The organism is Paenibacillus sp. FSL K6-1122, from assembly GCF_037977015.1.
GTDB lineage: Bacteria > Bacillota > Bacilli > Paenibacillales > Paenibacillaceae > Paenibacillus > Paenibacillus amylolyticus.
The window spans coordinates 7,040,273-7,060,580 of sequence record NZ_CP150272.1; the positions used below are offsets into that span (position 1 = coordinate 7,040,273).

Sequence of the window (20,308 nt, forward strand, 5' to 3'; positions counted from 1 at the left end):
CCATACACTGGAAGTCCGACCAACCTCTGATCGAAATGCTGATCTATTTCTGATTATTTTGAATGCTTTTGAAGGTTAGAGTACAAACAGGAGAGGAGATCATCTGCTCAGGAGATATTCGGGTATCATCAAGTGGTCGATATTGAGCCATCCGGCTACCGGACGGCCCTTGTATCATTCGGTTACTGCATGTAGAGGGAGATTGTCCGTGAATAGATCGGGGTTATGCTTGAGCATCTCCGTAATTACCTCTTCTGTCTTAGCCGCATCACACACTCTTACGACCGCATCGCCGAGCTTTCCTATACGCATCGCACCTTCGCGAACCAATACCTCGTCTACTTTCCAGAAATGCTCCGACCATGGCAACCCACAATGTCTGCGGGATGGTACTGAAATCTGGCTTCCATCCGGTAAAACCGTATACAGCATCTCATGCTCGTCCGTCATTCTGCCAGGGATGTCCACCCACTCTTCGACCCCGTGGATAAATGTATTCCGCTTCAAGTCAACGCCTACTAACAAGATCGACGCTTTCCGATCAAGCAGTTTCCCCCATGCTGAACCTCTCGCACACGGTGTATCGAAGAGATGATCGTCCTTCGTAAATGCCTCTGCGTCCCTTCCCAGTGCCGCTACCGAATGCGTAGGGTGCCACGAACGAACTACGCCCGCACGTTTACGAAAAAGTTCAGGCAGAATGCCCACGCAACAGGTAGTATTTTCCACGTGGAACACTGGGTTATCCGCATTAATGGTAGACCACGTATGAGTGGGAAGCACCAACAATCCCTCTTTCATATAGTCACTAAAGGCATCCAACACCGTGTCTGCTCCACCTTCAACCTCGCCTATACTTTTCATTGAAGAGTGAATGAGCAACGTGCCTTGCCTATCCATACCAAGCTGCTCTAGCTGCTGCATCAAGCTTTCTTTTGTATACATGTCCTTCCTCCTTCATTTCTTATCCCTTTTCGATGAAAAAGCAAATCCTTGCTCAGCTTCACATCATGCTTCTCAGCATAACAAACAAAGGGCCGAGGGTTAACCCCCGGCCACAGAGAAAAAAATTGTATGAGTTCAGGCAGTAGCTGCCAATCCACTTTTACTTAATAATAACGTACTCCAGATTCACCAGCTTCGCATACGTCACGATCTGATCTGTAGTCAGGTTCAAGGATACAACCGTATGGTGACCACCACCATTTTCGATCCATGCCTTCACTCCATCTTGGAAGTTCGGCTTCACGCTCCACAGAACACGTGCTACTGGCAGATTAGGTGCTGGAACGGTTGGTTCAAAAGCAGATACTTCGTTGATCAGCAGTTTGTAATGTGTACCGAAGTCTGCCATGGATACCACGACACCTTCACCTGCTTTGCCGTCGAATACGAGACGAGCCGGATCTTCACGATCGCCAATGCCCAGTGGGGACACGATGATTCTTGGTTTGGTGCTGGCAAGTGTCGGATCTACTTCAAGCATGTGAGATTGCAGGATAGCTTCCTGTCCAGCAGCCATCTCGTATGTGTAATCTTCCATGAAGCCCGTGTTCTCGTTATGGGCCATGATTTTCAGCAAACGATCCAGCGCAGCTGTTTTCCAGTCACCCTCACCGGCAAATCCGTACCCTTGAGCCATCAGGCGTTGTACAGCCAGACCCGGAAGTTGTTTCATGCCATGCAGATCTTCGAAGTTTGTAGTGAAGGCACTGTAACCACCTTCGTCCAGGAAACGTTTGATCGCAATTTCATAGCTCGCTTGCACACGTACACTGGCTTCCCAAGCTTCCTTGCTGTTCGTGCCGTAATCGAATTCGTAGAGGTCTCCATACTGAGCAATCAAATCATCGATTTCCTGCTCTGTTACAGCGTTCACGTATTGCACGAGGTCGCCAATGCCGAAGTAATCAACCGTCCATCCGAATTGGATCTGTGCTTCCACTTTATCACCTTCGGTTACGCCCACGTTACGCATGTTATCACCGAAGCGAGCTACTTTGATGTTAAAGCTTTCATTATAAGCTACCGCTACGTCCATCCAGTCAGCAACCTGTTGTTGCACTTCTGGGCGCTCCCAGTAGCCAACAACGATTTTATTTTGTTTTCTCAGACGGGCATTAATGAAGCCATATTCACGGTCACCGTGTGCCGCTTGGTTCAAGTTCATGAAGTCCATATCGATGGTTGCCCAAGGAATGCTTTCGTTGAATTGGGTTGCCAAGTGCAGCAAAGGTTTTTGCAGCAATTTTGTACCACGAATCCACATTTTCGCCGGGGAGAATGTATGCATCCATGTGATCACACCCGCTACTTCGTCGCGGTAATTGACTTCTTTCATCGTGCTCGTGATTTTATCTGCGCTTACCGCCAGATCCTGCAATACGAGCGGGTACGGCAGTACGCCACTTGCATTAAGCGCATCCGTAATTTTCTGTGCGTTGGCTTTTACTTCACCCAGTGCTTCTTCTCCGTACAAGTGCTGTGAACCGACCACAAACCAGAATTCTTTTGCTGCTGACATATAATCATCCTCATTTCATTATTTTATAGTTGAACAAATGGGTTACACTAGAACACTGCGATTGCAGTACCATCTTCCGATCGCTGGTTATCCCCGGATTTCTTTGATCAATTTTAATAAGGATGATATCCGGTTATAAAGGCGAGCGCTTCGCTTCTACAGATTGGTACTGCACTCTCCGTTATCGTGTAAAAGTTTGATACAACTTCATTGGTAGTAGTAACAAACAACCTATTCGCTTGAATTATTATCAACCGATCGCTATATAACCTAATTACTTTTGTCCGTAATACGCGTCTTTTCCGTGTTTTCGCAGATAGTGTTTATCCAAAATGCCTTGTGGCAGTTCTTTCGCGAAGTTATTCAATTGCCGCGCGTACAGGTTCATTTTGCACACTTCCTCCAGCACGACACTGTTTACCACCGCAGACTTGGCATCTTTCCCCCACGTAAACGGCGCATGACCATGAAGCAATACAGCCGGAACAGCCATAACATCAATCCCGCGCTGTTCAAACGTTTCAATAATGACGCGTCCCGTCTCCGCTTCGTATCCTCGATCCACCTCGTCCTGATTCAGGAAACGTGCACAAGGCACCGCTCCATAGAACGTGTCTGCATGTGTTGTTCCCATAACAGGGACGTCCAGTCCGGCTTGCGCCCAGATGGTCGCCCATGTGGAGTGTGTGTGCACAATGCCGCCAATCTCCGAGTAATGCTTATATAGTACGGCATGTGTTGCGGTGTCCGAGGAAGGTCGCATCTCACCCTCCACGACGTTACCGTCCAGATCAACCACAACCATGTCGCTTGCTTTCATCGTATCGTAGCTGACGCCACTTGGTTTGATCACGAACAGACCGCTTTCCCGATCGATTGCGCTGACGTTACCCCATGTGAATTTCACAAGTCCGTGCTTTGGCAGTTCCAGATTCGCCTGAAATACCTCTTCTTTCAGTTGTTCTAACATGTTATTCCCTCCCGTTCTCTAATAGTGCGTGTTCAAAAAGTCGGTTTTCAGTACCGAGAAGATGGGATGAAGCTAGAAATGGAGTAGCGGAGCGTAGATCGAGCTACGTGAGCAACGGACATTTCGGCTGAATTCCATATTCGATGTTGATGATGCCACTAGGCATCCTTCGTAATCAAAAGCGGTCTTTTTGAACAACCTCTACCAGATGATCTACGGCTGATTGCTCAATCGCAAGTCCACTCCGATAGCGTTCGATAAATGCTTCAAACCCTTTCACATCCGATGCATCCGGTGCCACTTCGACACCCTCCACATCGTTAAAGACTTTCTGCTCCAGGAACACATCCAGGCTCTCCTCTTGATCCTTGTTGATCATGTAGGAAGCTAGAAGCGCCATGCCCCATGCGCCGCCTTCACCAGCGGTAGACATTACCGATACCGGTACGTTCATCGCAGCAGCCACAATACGTTGTCCCACCACAGGAGTCTTGAACAAGCCACCGTGCGCCAAAATACTATCAATGGCTACATTCTCTTCCTCCGTCAAAATGTCCATACCCAACTTGAGTGCACCGAAGGCACTGAACAGATGTGTCCGCATGAAGTTTGCCAGATTGAAGTTGCTTTCTGGGGAGCGGACAAACAATGGACGGCCTTTCTCAAGTCCCGTAATGTTCTCGCCTGAGTAGTAACCGTAGCTGAGCAAGCCACCACCATCAGGGTCTGCCTCCAAAGCCTTGTTAAACAACACGCTAAACAACTTTCCGTTGTCCACTTCATATCCCATCGCTTGAGAGAATTCACGGAACAATCCAATCCATGCATTGATATCACTGGAACAGTTGTTGGCATGCACCATCCCTACTGGACTGCCATCCGGCGTGGTGACCATATCGATCTCGGGATACACTTTGGACAATTCCTTCTCCAGTACGATCATCGCAAATACGGATGTGCCGACGGAGATGTTGCCCGTACGTTTTCTCACGCTATTTGTTGCCACCATACCCGTTCCGGCATCGCCTTCTGGCGGGCAGAGCGGAATGCCTGCTTGCAGATCTTGTGAAGGGTCGAGTAACTTGGCTCCCGCTTCCGTTAGCTCACCCGCATTCTCACCCGCGAGATATACCTTGGGCAGAAGGTCCTCAACTTTCCACGGATAACCTTTGCCTGCGATCTGTTCGTCGAACTGTTGGATCATGGATGGGTGATAGTTATGTGTAGACTCGTCAATTGGGAAAATGCCTGAAGCATCGCCGATCCCAATCGCCTTATTGCCCGTCAGCAACCAGTGGATGTATCCAGCCAAAGTTGTCAGGTGATCGATCTGTGGCACATGCACCTCTTCGTTCAAAATCGCTTGATACAAGTGGGCAATGCTCCAGCGTTCCGGAATATTGAATTGCAGAAGTTCCGTTAGCTCTCTTGCAGCTGCTCCCGTCGTAGCGTTACGCCACGTGCGGAAAGGTACCAACAGTTCACCAGCGCTATCCAAAGCGATATATCCGTGCATCATGGCCGAGAATCCGATAGACCCGACCGTGCGCAGCGTAATACCGTATTTCTGTTCCACATCTTGCTTCATCTCACGATAAGCCGTTTGCAGACCTGTGATGATATCCTCCTGGTTGTACGTCCAATATCCATCTTTCAGGAGGTTCTCCCATTCATAACTGCCTGACGCGATGGTCTCAAAACGCTCGTCAATCAACACCGCCTTAATCCGCGTTGATCCAAATTCAATACCGAGCGAAGTAGCACCCTTGGTAATGGCTTCTTTCAAGTCCAATTGACTCATAATCACGTGTATCCCCTCTCCGGTCGCGATTTCACATCCCAAAGGATGCATATATAAGGTGAATCTCTTACTTATAGCAGTGACTAATAATATTTTTGTATAAATGCTTCCTGTTGTGTTTTCAAAGAATGCGCTTTCCTTTTCTGACAGCCTTAGTATATTTTTTGTACGTACATTTGTCAATAATATATAATAGTTATACTTACAAAGGACACATATTGTACTCTATTTAACCATTCAAAGGTCTTATATGGCTATAAATTGGCTATGCTGTAAGGTACACCTCTTTCTAAAAAGACCTGATATGTACGGTTTATTTCAAAAATTGTGCTGTTTTATATGCATTCAAACTGAATCATGCTAAAATATGTACGTACAACTATTTGAACAACTACGTTTATATAGATGAGTAACGATGAAAGAAGTGGACTACGTGAAGCCAAAATATCAGGTCATCATTGATGATATAAAGAGTCATATCCTTTCGGGGACATATAGCATAGGCGAACAGATCCCCACCGAGTTGGCTTTACAGGAAAGCTACACCGTAAGTCGCCAGACGGTGCGGAAGGCTATTTTGGAGTTATCAAACGAAGGGTTTTTACGAAGCGAAAAGGGTTCAGGAACTTACGTTAGCAATCAGTATCGATCACGATCAGGTGGCCATACGTCTAAGAAAACGATTGGTGTGATCACGACATACATCTCGGATTACATCTTTCCGTCCATCATTCGCGGTATTGAGAGTCGTCTGAATGAGGACAACTACTCGTTACTGCTGGCCAGTACTAATAATGATGTAGCGCAGGAGAAAAAAGCCCTCGAAATGATGCTCTCCTACGGCGTGGATGGCCTGATTGTCGAACCAACCAAAAGTAATCTCTACAATCCCAACATTGCATACTACCTATCGTTCAAAGAGCAGGATGTGCCGTTTACGATGATTAATGCATTTTATGAGGAGCTGGAGGTTCCGTTCTTCTGCCTGGATGACGTGCAATCCAGTTATCTTGCCACACGTGAATTGATCGCCAAAGGCCATACCCAGATCGGCATTATTGCCAAAATGGATGATCTACAGGGCAAGTACCGGATGAAGGGGTACATCAAGGCGCTGGGTGAAGCGAAGTTACGGTTCCATCCTGAGCAAGTGCTTTCCTTTGATACCGCATCGAAACCGGATTTATCTTCTAGTGTAGCCACATATCTGGACGAAAACAGGGATGCGCTCACCGCGATTGTTTGTTACAACGATGAAGTGGGACTGGAGGTCGTGCACGCCTGCAGGCAACTGGGCATCTCGATCCCGGATGAGTTATCCATCATTGGACAGGACAATTCGTATATTGCCAAGAACGCCAACATAAGGCTTACAACGCTCACCCACCCCCAAGAGCAAATGGGCCGCGATGCTGCCGACTGGGTGATCAAGAATCTGCAAGGCAAAAAGGATCTGCCAACGAACACCTACTATCAGCCTGTGCTGGTTGAAGGAGAGACGGTGAAGGAGATCGAAGTGGAATAATATTGTTGTGGGACGGGCGTTAATTTGTTACCGAGCGTTTCTGTTCAGCATGTTTAAAGAAGGCCGTCAGAATATCTGCGGCCTTCTTTGTTTTTGTTCAATATAATGAGGGATTAACTTCTTCTTACATATACATATACATTTTTTCTAATCGAAACTACTTCGCCTGATCCGCTTCATCGCTTACCAGACTTACAAGGACACCTTTCTTCTCCAGCTTTTTCACAACCTGCTCTGCTCGATCATTCAACGGATTGTTAGCCAAATATACCTCTGTTAGATGTGGGATGGTTTCGAGCACTGAAATATCCTCAATGAGGTTATTTTCTACATATAGATACTCCAAGGTCGGATGATTTTTTAAAGGAGTCAGATCCTGAATTTTATTATCGTTCATAATGACCCATTCCAGCTTTAACTTCTGAAGAGGAATTAGATCAGTCACCTGATTACCACTGGCGAGCAGACTGGTCAGCTTATGCATATTTTTTAATGGAGCCAGGCTTTTGATTTTGTTATCGTCCATAACCAGATTTTGCAGATTAGTCAGACCTAAAAGTGGCGAGATATCTGCAATCTGATTGCCTTCAACAGCTAAGAACGTCAATTTCTTTAACTTGTAGAGTGGCTTAATATTTTTTATATTTTGACCAGGCAAGAATAGATCCGTCATATTAACGGCATGTTCAAGACCTTGCAGGTTAGAAATCTTACTTTTTAATTCCATAGCATATAGAGATTTTAATTTTTTCAAATCGGCAGCCTTTATTTCCTTCTTAGCCGACATCTTCAGATCTGCTCGAATAACTTTGGCCAAGACCGGGTCCTTAATAAGTGACGACGCAGCCAAAACGCTCGTTGCTGGTAATAATACAAAAACCAAACAAAGAACGATCAACTTTTTGATGAATTGATTATGCATGTAGAATCTCCTTACATTATTTAATAATACAAATATACCATGATCTGGAATGTAATACATGGATATTATTTTTATCCTAATTTAATAGAACCCCTCCTGCTCTCATCCTATAACTGTTCCGTTAAGAACGGATAATGGACTACTTCATCAAGGAATGTAACCCTCTGTGCTTCATACCGGGAAACTTGTGGCTGAGGGTAAGCCCGCAGAGGTGATAACCGCCCCACAGGTTAAAGACATTTTCGGATTGGAATGTACGGTCATAGAAGACCCCGTCTCGGGATCGCCCATGGTGGTGCCTAAAGGACGATATCATGCGAAATAGACAAATAGCGGCAGTTGCGACAAAGATCCCTTTGTCCTAACTGTCGCTATTTTATTTCGTCCACCACACCTCTTCCTGACTCATGCCGATTCCCTGAACCGTTACTCGCATCTCTACCCATTGCTTCACTCTCTTGGCTATTATGGACTCTGATCAAACATCCACTCTACAATGAGGACTACACCAAAAAGCCATACGGATGATGGTCCGTACGGCTTTTTAGCGAATTTTTACTTATGCATAACATGTGCGTGAATGATGAATGACGCTGCAAATGTTACTTCCAAAGCTCTTCAGCAATTTCCTTAATGAAGGAAAGCTTGCGCCATTGTTGTTCCTCGGTCAGATGGTTGCCTTCTTCCGTGGAAGCGAAGCCGCATTGTGGGCTCAGGCAGATTCGATCCAGATCAACATATTGTGTAGCTTCCTCAATCCGTTTCAGGATATCTTCCTTGTTCTCCAGCTCTCCAAATTTGGAAGAGAAGAGGCCAAGTACAACCTGCTGATTATCCTTCAGGAAACGAAGTGGCTTGAAATCACCAGCCCGTTCCGTATCAAACTCCAGGTAGAAACCAGAGTAGTTGTCGATGCTCAGAAGTGTCTGCGCAATCGGCTCGTACCCGCCACCCACTCCTGCAAATGTCGAAACATAATTACCGCGGCAGACATGAGTGGTTACCACGAGGTCTTCCGGCAGGCCAGATACCACATCTTCGTTCAGTTTTGCGAGTTCGTTTGCATACTCTTCCACATTAACGCCAATCTGCTCCATGACTGTGATGAACTGTTGGTCACACAGTGCACCCCACGTGCAATCATCAATCTGGATGCTGCGGCAGCCGGCTTCATAAAAGGCCAAGATGGATGCTTTGTACGCCCCGGCAATGTCCGAGAGAAGCTCTTGGCGGTTCGGATAGATGGCCTGTGTGCTTTCCTTGTTATCTGCCCGGTCCAATTCGAATAGGAACTGTGCAGCTGCTGGGATGGACTGACGGGCAACAACGTCTTCCCCAGCCGCTTCTTTCAAGAAGGCATAATGCGCTACAAATGGATGACTGCTATAGCTGATTTTGCCGCTCAGACGAGCTGTTTCCGGTCTGGATGTCGCACCGTTGAATCGGTAACCTTCCTCAATGATCGTCCGCTCTACACCATCCAGTCCCCAGAAAAAGTCCAGATGCCACCAAGAGCGGCGGAATTCGCCGTCCGTTACAGCCTGAAGGCCAACCTCTTTTTGCTTCTGTACAAGTTTTACAATCTCGGCATTCTCCACTTCATTCAACTGTTCCGTGGTAATTTCGCCGTTCTGGTATTTTAATCGGGCATCCTTCAACGCACTCGGGCGCAGGAAACTGCCAACAATATCATATCGAAATGGAGTGACTGTTCGTTGTTTAGGTTCTGTTTGTACGCTCATAGTTTAATCTCCCCGTTTATCATTATAGAATTAAATATAACATATCCGATCGGAATAGCTGTTCTACGAAAGAGTTATAGCCCGCTATAGGTATTAGCTATAGCGGGCTATATTTAAGGAGACTCTATATACAATCATGTATTCCATCTTACCTGACCGGATACCCGGAACAGGATCTCAACATCTATGATCTCAAGTCAACGTAAGAACGATCTGATCCCCGGAACGGGTGATTTTGTAGATCCCCTCTTGCATGTCGATGCCATAATGCTTTTTCAGCAACCACTTGGCGTTGAGATCGGTCTCGACGACCACTAGATAATCATAGCCGCTTAGAAGGTTATCCATATTATCCTCATAGAACAATACAATCCCGTCCACATGAGGAGCATACAAGAAATACTTCCCTACATATTGCATGTAATAGTTCGTGACCTGTTGGTCCCTGTCTGAGGCGTAGAAGAGATATCTGTTATTATCCTCTTGTCCACCTGAGTACCACCGATCACCAGTAACCGCATGAATCTTGTAAGGGAGCGTTGTATCATAACTTTGGGCGATAGACACGATACCATTATATTCGGACAAAAGGATGGTGGCCGCAACCGCCATACAACCGATGATGCCTTTTTGATAATGACCTTTCGTCTCAACCGTCTTAAAGGATTGATAATCAGGCACTTCACCGATCCGATAGTGAAATGATCGCTCCAGGTCGATCGCAGCGCACAACACCAGCCCACCGGCGAACAGTACCACGATACTGGACGCATAACGCTCAAATCCAGCCAGGACAATGGCTTCATCCAATGGCATGGAGAAGAGATACAACGCCAGAATACCCGCATAGTACAGTAACAGTACAACGTCCAGTGCAATCAATGCTTTCCACAAGTTCCACTTCTTCTTAAGCACAACGATGGCAAATACAGATGCTGCAATTGCGATAAGCTGGAAAATAACAATGCCGATCACTGGCCGTGTCGTCAAATCCGTACTGGCCTTGAGGAAAGTCCACAGAATATCACGCATCTGCTCTGGCGTTTTGCCAGCCTGTATCCCCGAGGTAGCCACATCGAACTTGTTATCAATCCCTTGGAACACCGTCGCCATTCGCCAGCTCCAGCCGAAGTAGGGAATGAGCGCAACGCAGATCGTACCCACTACAGCGAGCGCTGTTTTCCAATCGAACTTTTGTTTATGTTTTAGCCATGTATACACTAGGAATATCAGACCGATCGCGGCGAAAATAATACCCGTGCTTTTGATAATGGTCAGTAATCCTGCAAGCGGAGGAACGACAATACATGCCTTTTGGATCTCATTACGATATTGGTAGATCACCGCCAAGATCGCGAGTGCGTAGATCGGAAGCAAGAAATCCACGAGCAGATTGGTGATCCGAATCGTAAGATTGAAAAACGAAAGCGTAGATAAACCAAGTCCTAGAAAAGCGTACAAAAGAAAGCGTTTCTTCTCCGAAACGATGCCAAACATGGCATAAAAACAGGAAAAGATAAGCAATCCCTGTGCCAAGAGCATTACGGACTGGGAGTGCCCCATGAAGCGACAGACATAATAAATGAAAGACGAAGTCCCGAGCGGATAGTTTTTAAAATCAATCAGGTTGGAGTCTGGCGTCGGAAAAGCATCTGTACTCAACATCTGCTTCAATACGATAGCCCAGTGGGAGAAATTATCGTAATGTGTTAACTGGTTCTGAAAGAGCACCAGCAAGAAAACAAAAGTCCCTGCCAAAAATGAAAATTGAAATATGGAAAAGGACATACGTAATGAGGCCCCTCGGCGCAGCCTGAGAAACAACATTCCCCCATACAAAAGCAAACCTATAATCAGGATGACAAGGCTACCCGTAAAGAGCTGCCCTGCCAAACCACTCAGAAAAACAATGCAGGCAATCGAGGAAAACACGAATACAGGGATGAACTCCCAACGCAGTGAAAGTGCCTTCCGTACAAACTGCATATAACCAAGAAAGGAGAATATCAATAAAACTCCCATCACAAAATGAAGCACAATGAGCATCTTTATCTCTCCTAACCCTCTCTGGTGGAACGATCGGAATGTGGCTGAATCAGATCCGTCAGCAATTGGTCGATCAGGCCCTTCTCCACAATATCATCGATATTCTCCACCGAGAGAAGCACTTCGCGCTCACGGGCTGTCGTTTTTCCCGTATGTTGCAAAATGACTTCAATATTACTCTTTGTATAAAAAGTAACGACCGCTCCTGCCACAATATCCCCATGGAATCCCGTCGCGGAGAAGAAACGATAATTGAAGCTGCGCAGCGTACAGCTAGCATCATTGGTGAAATGAACCGGAAGCTGAAGGGAAAGCCGCGGCATTTTTCGCTGATCCGATCTGGGTTGAACAATCCGTTTTTTCACATTGCGAAGCATATCGTCATAAGCCGTATCCCACAGATTCATCTGCTCTGGCAATGAGTGTTTACGGTCGTAGATGATTTGCATGTATTGGCGGTTATCATTCTCATCGACCGGCTGAACCGTTGCAGAATAACGCCAGCCCTCCCCATCCTGTTTCACATAAACGATGACTGCATCGAGGTTCGCCTCATATCGCTCGGTTTTGACGACCAGAGAGATGATCTTCTGTTCAGCCAAATAAATGGGATAAGGGACATAAAAGGCAATCCCTTGTTCGGATACATCCACCGTCTTGGCCTGATATCGCAGATTGTTGGCTTGGTCATGAATCGTGACATCTTCCTGCGCCCGAATCCGTTCTGTCTCCCGATACGCACGGCGGCCAATCATGAAGAACAGGGCGTAACACAGCGCAATCATGTTATGAATCAACCAGAAAATAATGATACTGCTGAAGAACAGCGCAATGCCGTACTTGCCATTGACATACCGAATCACGGCTGCAATGGATAGCAACAGCAAGAAGATATGCGGAAGTGCATATAACAGAGCAGACATCCATTGTCGACCGCTCGCTCTGCTTTTGTTGGTAACCTTGAATTTTTTCTCGCGAATACCCAGCGTCTCCAGGAGAACGGGCCAGATCAGATAAGGCATGAATATGGTATCGATAACCTGACTCCAGCGCTGATTCCGAATATTGCTGGACAGATATCGCATGGATACACTATAGAAGAAATAAGATGGAAGCCAGAATATTAAGATCTGCCAGAAGGTTGTGTTCACAATCTGGAAGTCGAATAACGCAAACAAAATAGGTGCCAAAATGAAAATCAACCGGTTAAAGAAGGACCACCAGTATAAGAAACTGCTTAAGTAGGTCACTCTCGTCCAGAAAGGAAGCTTCCCAGATAAGGGTGCACGCGTATTCTGCAGGCTCTGAATAATACCCCTTGCCCAGCGAATCCGCTGCTTAATCATGCTCTTCACTGTTGTTGTTGTCTGCCCGGCAGCTTGAACCTCTTGAGTCGCATAGGTAATATAACCTTCCTGCTGCAAGCGGATGCTTGTCTCGAAGTCCTCGGTGATCGTATTGAGTGGAAAACCTCCGATGTCTTCCATACCCTGCCGGGAAATGATCGTATTACTTCCTGTATAGGCTACCGCATTGGAGGCATTACGCAGGATGTTCACTTCTCTGGAGAAGAAATCCTGTTCATTCGGAATGCCTTGCTCTGCATACAGGTTAAACTGGAATAGATCGGGATTGTAGAAACTCTGCGGGGTCTGTACCAGCCCAAGCTTGAACTTAGGGTCCATCTCGTCCTGCCTACGAGGACGCCATACCTCATTCTCCTTAATAAACGTGGAGAGCATGAAATAGGGTACCGTTTTCATCAAAAAGGTGTGTTGTGGAATCATATCCGCATCAAACGTTGCAATGAGCGGGGAAGAGCTTTTCCTCAGTGCATTGTTCAGATTACCAGACTTGGCATCCTTGTTTCCGGGGAAACCCAGATACCCCACGCCAAACTGTTTGGCAAGCTCCTCCACCTCTGGTCTTGCTCCATCGTCACAGAGATAGATATGAACCTTCTGCTTGTCCGGGTAATCCATGAACGTACAGGCATTAACGGTTTTATATAACAGATCAACAGGCTCATTATGCGTAGCAATAAATACATCCACATCCGGATAATACTCCGGCGGAACGATTGGAAAATCGAGCTGCGTACGTTCTTTTTGCATCTTTTGAAAGAATAATTCAAAGGTTGTCAGTACGGTGACCGTTTCAGCCACAATCAGCAGCATACCAAAAATGACGTTCAGAACGCCCTCACCCCATGGCAACGTAAAGAATGTACGCCATACCAAATAAATCGACATCAGGATCATCGTGATGACAAAAAAGATATTCTGCCTTTTTTCGTGTTGCACTACAGCTGCTTCCTCCTTGCTGCAAATACCCATCTTCGCTGCAATTGGAAACTGAGCAGGAACAGCAAGGCATCACAGACGAATTTCGCCAATTTCTCATCTAAGAAGAGAACGGTATGGAATATATATACACCGGTACTGGAAAGCAAGATCACTACTCCGCATAAAGTCAGATAGCGCCATAGACTTCCCTGGCTATCCTCCTTGCGAAATACAAAATGTCTGTTCAGTACATAGTTGACTACAATGGAAATCACTCTCGCAATCACGGTTGCAAGCAGAATTCTTAAATAGTGCTGCTCACCCAAGACGGGCCGCAACGCGTCTATTAAAAACCAGGCAATGCCCAAATCCACAACAGAACTGGCCACCGATGATGAGATGAACCGCAGGAAATTGGAGAACAGCACCCCCATGACCCGAGCACTATCCTGGATCGCTTTAAAATGAGTGCCTGCATTGCCATTCTCATAAATGACTTGGATTGGCATCGTATGAATCGGTATGCCAGACTGAATGCACGAGATGAGCATCTGCAGCTCATATTCAAATCGAGTGCCGCGAACATCCTGCATAAACGCAAGTAACCCTGGACCGAAGGCACGAAGCCCAGTCTGGGTATCTGACAGCTTTTTACCATACAGCATGGCAAAAATAAAGGAGGTCATCCGATTGCCTAACAAGGACTTTGGAGGTATGTTCCCCTCGCTGAAATTCCTTACGCCGAGAACCAATGAGTCCGGATGAATCCTTGCTTCTTGGGCTATGCGGTATACATCCTCAGCTGCGTGTTGTCCGTCTGAATCAGCGGTGACGACGAAGGAAGATGCGTCGAATTGCTTCCCAATATACTCAAATCCGGTCTTGAGTGCCGCACCCTTCCCCTGATTTTCCGTATGTGTCAGCAGAGCACAACCGTTCTCACGAAGCTCCTCGAAAATCGACTGGTAGGCCTCACCAGATCCGTCGTCCACAATAACAATATTAGTAAATCCATACTCTCGCAATTGCCGTACATAGGCTGGAAGTCTCTCATCCGGTTCAAGTGATGGAATGAGGATGATCGTTTCGCCGTTTTGTCTACCTATAATCATCCTGATAAGCCTCAATTCGACATATTTCAACAATTTTTTTGAATATTGTGAGTATAACATCGAAAAGACATACAGTAAACGAATAATCTGTATATATATTAGTAAAAAAGTCTCGCTTTTTATAAGCTAATTTATAGGTAAAAAGAACTATTTGAAGGTTAGTCTAGTACTCCTCAAACCATTTCACATTTGGCTCTTGTTTCAGTACATGTACCAGCATGGCATGCCGTTATCCACGGTGGTGATAGAAGTGAGCCTGCGTATCCAGAAGCCACTCAAAGCATGAATGAACACCTCCCCAGAATGCAGTCATTTCTCGCAAAAGTTCATCTTCTGTCTCCATCGACCGATTGGACATGCATCGACTTACAAATCTGGACGAATGGCCACTTATGCGAATCACAAATCTGAATTAGAATTACCGTAGACGATTGAAAAAAAGGCTGTGATTCCAATGTTATTCGAAAGAGACAAATGGCTGCAGTATGGCATTCTGCGCGATGAGCCCTCTCTCGCTGAACGGTTGCCAGAAACACAGTTGCTTGAGAAGGATACGCTAACGAAGATGCTTCTTCAATATCCCAGCGTTGTACTGAAACCTCGTAATGGCAGTTACGGAAGGGGTATCCTGTTCATTAAACGAAGCGGTGCAAATGCTTATCGTATTCAAAATGAAAATAACACAGTCACCATGAGAGACAACGAGCAGTTACTCGAATGGTTCGAACAAACAATCAAAAGTGATGAATATATTGTCCAAAAGCGTCTGCAGCTTGCTCAAATTAAGCACAGGCCGTTCGACATTCGGATCATGGTTCAGCGCAAAAAGAGTTCCTCGTCCACTTGGAACGTGACAGGTTCCTATGCTAAAGTCGCAGCACAAGGATACCAAGTCACCAATGTGAATAACCGCCCCATTCCAGTTCTTAAAGCACTGAGACTAGCTCGAATTGGAGATCGGCGCTTACTTGTCAGAGCGGAACAAGTTGCACGATTAGCTGCCAAACGATTGGGAGAGCATTACCCTATGCTTAGACAAGTCGGGTTCGATATATCCATCGACAAGAAACGGCGAATTTGGATTATCGAAGGCAATTATCAACCAGCCTTACGGCCTTTCCGACTTTTGAAAGATTCCTCGATGCACCGCAGAATATTATGGTACAAAGAACATTAAAGCAAAAGAAGACGACCAGCCTTTTACTCATGGCCAGTCGTCTCTTCCTGTTTAGTACCTGTTCTTGATATTAACCATCTTCGGTTATTTCCGGCATTTTCTAATCGCACTTGTAACACGTGTCACTCGGAACTGATTTACCCCTACCTGTATAATGGCGAACTGGCTGTACGAAGTACCAGAAGAGGTATACGGTTCAGCCTCAATATTTCCACTCGGTGTTCTAACTGTCGCGGTGATTCTAGTTACCAGGCACACACCACGGTCGGATGATCTCCAAGTCTCGTCACGCTGAACACTATATCTATCGTTGCTACAAAAAATCGATGCATACTCCACTACTCCACTCGCATTAAACGAAGTCGAGTTATAGATCTGAACAGGGTCATAACCACTAGGTGCTCCAGGTCTTCTATTTCCCATTCTCAAAACCTCCTTTTTTATTGATAATCTATTAGATGCAATTAAATAGTTTTGGTGAGGTATAAATGTGGACAAGGCAGAAAAAGTGTGTTTGTCCGAGGGTCGCAGACACAAAAAAGAACCACCCTTTACTGTACAAAGGTGGTTCGAGAATTATAGTCCTACTGTCACTATCATCTTATTGAGCCAATTGAGTCGAAACGGTACATCATAGACGATCAAAACTCCCCATTGCAGATGCTTCTATTCTGCCGCCTCCGCCAACCATGCTTGCATAGCCGGAGATTCTGCCCGATTCAAACGTAAGGCAATTTCGGTATTGATCTTATCCGGCGGCATGACTTCAACAAGGATACATACGGACTCTCGCGGTTGATTTAAGGCAAACACGCCTTCATCATCGAGCATTTTCATCGCCAGCTCCATGGCGTTCAGCCTCACATCCAACTCCCGATTCCAATCATCATACTCCAGATCCGCAATGAAAGGACGCTCGTTATATCGTTGTTTGACACCGTCAAAGTGATCATCCCCAAAACAACAATAGGGGGAATCCGCATACGACCATTTGATGAGATCCGAAATCGTGGATACCGGCGTATCACCTTCCTCTGCTTGCCTAGCCGATTCCAACGCCAAAGCTTCCCACGACCATGCAGAGATGCTTGGCGCATGTCCCTCGCCAGTAGTGTATAACGTACAATAATAATAACGTTCACCATTTTCAAAAAGGGTGAAAAAAGACTTTCTGGCGGCAGCGGCGATCTCTATGGCCAGCGTCTCTATTTCTTGCATTGGCTTCATGATTAGAGTTCCCCCCTTTCCATTCGTTGATCATTTGCCCCTTCGATATGAATTGGCTATTTGGACTAGATACCAGACACCTGCACCCACAAGGGCAGCAAACACCAGATTGATGCAGCCAAACACGATGAGTGACTTTGCTTGGCCTGGACCAATCCAGAAAGCCGTAACAAGCTGGAAGACAGCAGGTAGCAAAAATGCCAGCCAGGAGACGGTTATAAGCTTTTCTGTCCTGAAGCTCCACCATACCGCTGAACATGAGGCGACTAGCAGTACCCAGGTACAGATAAGCTTTAGGGCGAACGTCATTTCAGCCCCTCCTATTTGCCATGAATCACAAGTCCATATTTACTGAAGATCCACGATTGGCTCAATTCGTGCATTGCATCATGGCTTATACGCACAGAGGGCTTTTGCTCCTTCATCGCATCTGCATCAAGGGCTGAGAAGCGAAGGGGTTTGGTCATTTTTTTGATAGAATCTCTTATTTCATCGAAAAACGCATAAGTTGCCGGCTTATGGTCCCGGATATCCTCATATATATAGTACTTTCCTTTTTCATCTTCCACATTAACTTGGAAACCTTTCGGAAATGAAATCAAGATACACGGCAGTTCATCCTCTGCCCATTGTCCGTGATATGGAAAAGAAACCTCTTCATTTCTCACAAAAAATCCTGAACTTTCTTGATCCGATGCAATAGAAATAGAGTAAACAAAGAAGGGATGGATGTCATCTCTCTTTTCTCCTGCCACAAAATACTGATAGAACGTCTGATACTCCTCGTACACCTGATTATAATCATGCTCTGTTCGGGCAGCATTGGTACGATGGAATTGCGCTTGCCGATGCTCCAAAAGCTGCAAAAGGCTTTTAAACTCTTCAGGAGTGATGAAGAATCTCAGTTTATAGAATCCGCTATTCTTTAATTTGTCCATTTCTTTTCGCTCACCGCCCTGTTTAGAAATGTTATGCCATTGACCTTAGCAGTTCGGATTCAACTATATATGTATCTTATTTCCATTATAGTGATTACCTTTCCTGAGTCTACCTACTTTACACCTGAATTTTGCGTATGAACTTTGAAAAGGTAGCGAAATATCAGGATCATTGCACCTGTATGCGAGCAAAAGACATACGTGAGGTGAATTCCAGACTACCCGCCTTGTAAGGATGGGAGCACGCCAACATCTCGTAATCAGCACAAATTAGCCGTACGGATTATCACCCGTACGGCTAATTTTGACTTATTCAGCTTTAAAAATTTGGAATTGTTAAGGTTTAACTACAGAGAGTAGAGACTCATTCCCCTCAGAGATCACCGTCACATCTGATGCAAACGTAGCATCACTTACATGTAACGTTTCTCCAAGTTCCATAGCACTAATGTCAAATTCAATCGACGTTGGCAAGTGTCTCGGCAATGCCTCCACTTCAATAGAAGATAATTGAACTTGCACGACTCCGCCCTGTTTTGTACCAATCGGTGTGCCGTTGAACTTCACAGGAATTTTAGTACGCAGGATCTCATTGGTCTGCACCTGCTGAAAATCCACATGAAGTAAATCCCGTGTAACTGGATCACGCTGGAGATCTTCCAACAATACAGTCAATGAGCCTTTCTCTTCAAACTGCAGTTCTATAAAACCAGACGTACCCTGCTTCAACCATTTTTGAAATTGTATTGTTGGAATATGAATCATTTCATTCTCCGTATTTTTGCCAAACACAATACCTGGCAAACGCCCGGATTTACGTAAATCTCTAAGTCGGGATGTATTTAATGGAATGCGGGTCTCCGCTTGAAAACTAGTAGTCATGCTATGTTCGCTCCTCTTTATTAAATGATATTTTCACATTTTTCATACTCATCCAACCATCCCCTGTTGGGGCTAAAGAGAGAAACATAGCATCACCACCTCCATATACGATCCAATTAATTTTAAAATACATTTAATGTAAGCACCCATAATATACATGAAGGCACTCTACTCCGAAGAGTAGAATGCCTATGGGATGCTTCAACCCTATCATAGAAACATCGATTTGTCGATTTAACCCGCCATTTCCCATTTTGACGATTGGAACAGGCCTTCATGTCCATGAGCACCTTATTTCGGGGACAAGAAAAATCGCGTCCTCTAAGGTGAGAACGCGAAATAAAGCAGATTGATTTTGTTTTTCAGCATCGTCAATTAACGCTTTCGGGCTACCACTGCTAACCTACCGTTTTCGGTCGAATACTCGCATGTGGACAGCACAATAAGCTTGTCACCATACTGTGCTGTTACACCTGTGTCATAAAGAGAGAGTTGTTTGATATTCTGAACATATGAATCGAACTCGGCGGGCGTACTTACATTCTCAATCTGGTAGTATTTAAACACGTCGTCCGATTTGCGATAAACTTTTGACAGAATAACGGCAACAATCTCATACTCTTCCTTTTCATAAAGCGTGCTGAACTGGAACGTCGCATGTTCTTGATAAAAGCTTTCGTTCTTGTACTTCATTAAATCTCTAAACATCCAACCACTTTTCATGTGATGACCATGAATCAGCAAAATGTCCGAATGGTTGGTCGTACTAGACTCGTCCAAAAAAGGAAGACCGCCTTGGTTTTCATTTTTATCAAAATCATGATTGAGATAGTACTCCGAATCCTGTGGGCTCTGCATGACTGGGTACTCAATTCGGGTACCGTCAATCTTCAGCCAGCCGACGATGTCTGAGTTCCTCTCGTAAAGATCTCGAAATTCGGGAAGCTTAACCGGCTCATTGCCTTTATTGAACAAAAGGGAGGGGAATGCATCCCCTCCACCTTGTTCTGAACCTTCTTTCCAAACCTTTGTTAACTCTTCGATTTTCTGCTTCTCGGCATAATCTCGCAAGAAAGTCCTCGCAAGACTGACAAGTGAAAATACCAACACAAGCAAGGAAACAGCGATAAGAATTTTTTTAGTTTTGCTCATTTTCT

The 20,308-nt window shown here is 45.5% G+C and carries 17 protein-coding genes and 1 pseudogene; 3 read left to right on the forward strand and 15 right to left on the reverse strand.

Annotated features, from left to right (window positions below):
• Window positions 1-174 precede the first annotated feature (174 nt).
• From NSQ20_RS31240 to NSQ20_RS31255, 4 genes are all read right to left on the reverse strand, one after another.
• The gene (locus NSQ20_RS31240) at window positions 175-945 is read right to left on the reverse strand and encodes an AAC(3) family N-acetyltransferase (protein WP_036611810.1); all 771 of its coding nucleotides are present in this window, start codon (window positions 943-945) and stop codon (window positions 175-177) included.
• Between the two features lie 160 nt (window positions 946-1,105).
• Window positions 1,106-2,524 (reverse strand): L-arabinose isomerase, encoded by a 1,419-nt coding sequence (araA, locus tag NSQ20_RS31245; RefSeq protein WP_017691494.1) that lies wholly within the window; start codon window positions 2,522-2,524, stop codon window positions 1,106-1,108.
• A gap of 274 nt (window positions 2,525-2,798) precedes the next feature.
• Complete coding sequence (locus NSQ20_RS31250; RefSeq protein WP_036611813.1) at window positions 2,799-3,494, reverse strand: L-ribulose-5-phosphate 4-epimerase; 696 nt, start codon at window positions 3,492-3,494, stop codon at window positions 2,799-2,801.
• A 175-nt stretch (window positions 3,495-3,669) separates the two neighbouring features.
• Window positions 3,670-5,295 carry an FGGY-family carbohydrate kinase gene (locus NSQ20_RS31255; RefSeq protein ID WP_340018805.1) on the reverse strand — a complete coding sequence of 542 codons (1,626 nt, stop codon included), beginning with the start codon at window positions 5,293-5,295 and terminating at the stop codon, window positions 3,670-3,672.
• A 433-nt stretch (window positions 5,296-5,728) separates the two neighbouring features.
• On the opposite strand from NSQ20_RS31255, the gene NSQ20_RS31260 reads away from it, so the two are divergent.
• Entirely contained in the window at window positions 5,729-6,820 is a 1,092-nt protein-coding gene (locus NSQ20_RS31260; RefSeq protein WP_036612022.1) for a GntR family transcriptional regulator, read from the forward strand.
• A 157-nt stretch (window positions 6,821-6,977) separates the two neighbouring features.
• On the opposite strand, the gene NSQ20_RS31265 is transcribed toward NSQ20_RS31260, so the two are convergent.
• Window positions 6,978-7,742: a leucine-rich repeat domain-containing protein gene (locus tag NSQ20_RS31265; RefSeq protein WP_036611818.1), complete on the reverse strand. Its 765-nt coding sequence runs from the start codon at window positions 7,740-7,742 to the stop codon at window positions 6,978-6,980.
• A gap of 178 nt (window positions 7,743-7,920) precedes the next feature.
• Here NSQ20_RS31265 and NSQ20_RS31270 point away from each other — a divergent pair.
• Window positions 7,921-8,067 (forward strand): annotated as a pseudogene (locus tag NSQ20_RS31270) (ABC transporter ATP-binding protein); the annotation flags it as partial.
• Window positions 8,068-8,344: 277 nt separating this feature from the next.
• On the opposite strand, the gene NSQ20_RS31275 reads toward NSQ20_RS31270, so the two are convergent.
• From NSQ20_RS31275 to NSQ20_RS31290, 4 genes are all read right to left on the reverse strand, one after another.
• Window positions 8,345-9,484: a 5-methyltetrahydropteroyltriglutamate--homocysteine S-methyltransferase gene (locus NSQ20_RS31275; protein ID WP_340031512.1), complete on the reverse strand. Its 1,140-nt coding sequence runs from the start codon at window positions 9,482-9,484 to the stop codon at window positions 8,345-8,347.
• 192 nt (window positions 9,485-9,676) lie between these two features.
• Window positions 9,677-11,530 (reverse strand): hypothetical protein, encoded by a 1,854-nt coding sequence (locus tag NSQ20_RS31280; protein WP_340031513.1) that lies wholly within the window; start codon window positions 11,528-11,530, stop codon window positions 9,677-9,679.
• An 11-nt stretch (window positions 11,531-11,541) separates the two neighbouring features.
• Complete coding sequence (locus NSQ20_RS31285; protein ID WP_340031514.1) at window positions 11,542-13,833, reverse strand: glycosyltransferase family 2 protein; 2,292 nt, start codon at window positions 13,831-13,833, stop codon at window positions 11,542-11,544.
• On the reverse strand, window positions 13,833-14,927 hold the full coding sequence (locus tag NSQ20_RS31290; RefSeq protein WP_340031515.1) for a bifunctional glycosyltransferase family 2/GtrA family protein: 1,095 nt from the start codon (window positions 14,925-14,927) through the stop codon (window positions 13,833-13,835). The genes NSQ20_RS31285 and NSQ20_RS31290 overlap by 1 nt, the downstream gene beginning before the upstream one ends.
• Before the next feature lie 454 nt (window positions 14,928-15,381).
• On the opposite strand from NSQ20_RS31290, the gene NSQ20_RS31295 reads away from it, so the two are divergent.
• Window positions 15,382-16,104: a YheC/YheD family protein gene (locus NSQ20_RS31295; protein ID WP_340031517.1), complete on the forward strand. Its 723-nt coding sequence runs from the start codon at window positions 15,382-15,384 to the stop codon at window positions 16,102-16,104.
• 84 nt (window positions 16,105-16,188) lie between these two features.
• Here NSQ20_RS31295 and NSQ20_RS31300 read toward each other — a convergent pair whose 3' ends face one another.
• The 6 genes from NSQ20_RS31300 to srtB form a co-directional block, all read right to left on the reverse strand.
• A complete protein-coding gene (locus NSQ20_RS31300; protein WP_051449797.1) occupies window positions 16,189-16,527 on the reverse strand; it encodes a hypothetical protein in 339 nt (112 codons plus the stop codon).
• 243 nt (window positions 16,528-16,770) lie between these two features.
• The gene (locus NSQ20_RS31305) at window positions 16,771-17,331 is read right to left on the reverse strand and encodes a DUF4303 domain-containing protein (protein ID WP_340031518.1); all 561 of its coding nucleotides are present in this window, start codon (window positions 17,329-17,331) and stop codon (window positions 16,771-16,773) included.
• Window positions 17,332-17,361: 30 nt separating this feature from the next.
• Window positions 17,362-17,640: a hypothetical protein gene (locus NSQ20_RS31310; RefSeq protein ID WP_340031519.1), complete on the reverse strand. Its 279-nt coding sequence runs from the start codon at window positions 17,638-17,640 to the stop codon at window positions 17,362-17,364.
• A gap of 11 nt (window positions 17,641-17,651) precedes the next feature.
• On the reverse strand, window positions 17,652-18,269 hold the full coding sequence (locus NSQ20_RS31315) for a hypothetical protein (RefSeq protein ID WP_340031520.1): 618 nt from the start codon (window positions 18,267-18,269) through the stop codon (window positions 17,652-17,654).
• 336 nt (window positions 18,270-18,605) lie between these two features.
• Complete coding sequence (locus NSQ20_RS31320) at window positions 18,606-19,151, reverse strand: 50S ribosomal protein L25 (protein ID WP_340031522.1); 546 nt, start codon at window positions 19,149-19,151, stop codon at window positions 18,606-18,608.
• A gap of 375 nt (window positions 19,152-19,526) precedes the next feature.
• Window positions 19,527-20,303, reverse strand: a complete 777-nt coding sequence (gene srtB / locus NSQ20_RS31325) for a class B sortase (protein WP_340031523.1) — start codon at window positions 20,301-20,303, stop codon at window positions 19,527-19,529.
• Between the last annotated feature and the right edge of the window lie 5 nt (window positions 20,304-20,308).